Genomic DNA, 1,844 nt, shown 5'->3' on the forward strand with positions numbered 1-1,844 from the left:
GTGACATAAAGCCCACCTGCAAAGTAAACATGGCTACGCCGATAGCCGCAATCACTGCCGAGATACAGAAGATAAAAATTTTGAAATTGGACACGTCATACCCTGAGAAACGCACCCGATCTTCCTTATCTTTCATTGCCAGCAGCAATTGGCCGAACTTGCTGGTCAGGATGAATTTACCCAGCATAATGACACCCAGCAGCAAAATCGCATTGAGGAAATACAACAGATATTTTGCTTCATCCGTTCGGATATCCCAGCCGTTGAGCGTTCTTAGATCCGTAATACCATTGATACCACCTGTATACCCCTGCTGACCAACGATTAATACCGTCAGAATCACGGCAATAACCTGAGTGATAATCGCAAAGTACACCCCACCTACCCGACGTTTGAACATGGAGTATCCGATGATAAACGCGAATACCGCCGGCACCACCAGAATGGCGATCAAGGTAAAGGTAAAGCTTTCAAAGGGTACCCAGAACCATGGCAGTTCATATAGCTGGTTCCAGTCCATAAAGTCGGGAATCCCCGGTGTCGTCTGGATGCTGGTGCTTTCCGGATCAGAGGCCTCCAGCTTGAGAAACATGGCCATCGCATACCCGCCCAGACCAAAGAAAATCCCCTGCCCCAGACTTAAAATACCGCCATATCCCCAAAGTAAAACCAGACTGACCGCAGCAAACGCATAGGTCAGATATTTACCGACCAGGTTCAGCCGGAACAGATCCAGTGCCAGAGGCAATATCACCAGAATCAGTAAGGCCAGTATTCCAATGGCCAGAGCTCCGCTTTTTCCACCCAAAAATCGTTCATAGACAAAATTCATGATTATCTCCTGCTCGTTACTTACGAACTTTGATTGAGAACAAACCTTCAGGACGCATCATCAGGATGATGACCAGGGCCAGTAAGGTGAATACTTTCGCCATGGAACCACTGATAAAGAACTCCAGAATAGATTGCGCCTGTGCGATGGTAAATGCGGATGCAATGGTGCCAAACAGACTGGCTGCACCACCAAAAACCACAACCATGAACGTATCAACAATGTAGAGAGAGCCGGATGTCGGCCCGGTGGAAGCAATTGTGGTAAACGCCGCACCGGCAATACCGGCAATACCGCAACCCAGTGCAAACGTCAGCCGGTCAACCTGTTTGGTATTGATCCCGACGGCACCACTCATGACACGATTCTGTGTGGTGGCCCGCACATTCAGTCCCCAGGTGGAGCGATACATCAAGAGAAATACGCCGATGGTCACCACGGTTGTCAATCCCAAAACAAACATACCGTTTATCGGGATAAAAATAGTGTCTGTCGGCATCCACGATCCCATCAACCAGTCCGGTAAGCTGGGACTCACTTCACGGGCACCGAAAATAGAGCGGAATGACTGCTGCATAATCAGACTCAATCCCCAGGTGGCCAGTAACGTATCCAGAGGACGTTTATAAAGATGCCTTATCAGTACAAATTCTGTGAGGTAGCCAAATAATCCCGCTACCAGAAAAGAAGCCACGATGGCCAGTAAAAAGTAATAATTCATGAACTCAGGAAAATACGTTTGAGTCATTACAGAAAGCAGGTAAGTTGTATAGGCTCCCATCGCCATAAATTCGCCATGGGCCATATTAATAACACCCATTTGTCCAAAAATAATTGCCAATCCCAGTGCCATCAGCAGTAGCACACTGAACAGACTGATCCCGGCAAAGCCCTGCATGGCTAGAATTGAAGTCAATTCCTGAACTGAATACTCACCCATAACGGATACTCCGAAACATTTTCCATTGAATCAAAGGTTGTTGAACCTTTCGCCTTTCTTTCAACTGGCAGG

At 47.5% G+C, this 1,844-nt stretch carries 2 protein-coding genes; both read right to left on the reverse strand.

Features of this window, described 5'->3' with window-relative positions; genetic code table 11:
- A partial coding sequence (gene urtC, locus B3O33_RS03430) for an urea ABC transporter permease subunit UrtC (RefSeq protein WP_292362933.1) occupies positions 1–832 on the reverse strand: 832 nt, incomplete at its 3' end.
- A gap of 16 nt (positions 833–848) precedes the next feature.
- Positions 849–1,772, reverse strand: coding sequence for an urea ABC transporter permease subunit UrtB (gene urtB, locus B3O33_RS03435; protein WP_292360845.1), 924 nt, complete (start codon positions 1,770–1,772; stop codon positions 849–851).
- Positions 1,773–1,844 lie beyond the last annotated feature (72 nt).

This window comes from Methylophaga sp. UBA1464 (assembly GCF_002325665.1).
Classification (GTDB): domain Bacteria; phylum Pseudomonadota; class Gammaproteobacteria; order Nitrosococcales; family Methylophagaceae; genus Methylophaga.

What these genes read in the sequence shown, in the direction of transcription:
- urtB (WP_292360845.1), bottom strand. Translation starts at nt 1,772, where the DNA reads ATGGGTGAGTATTCAGTTCAGGAATTGACTTCAATTCTAGCCATGCAG.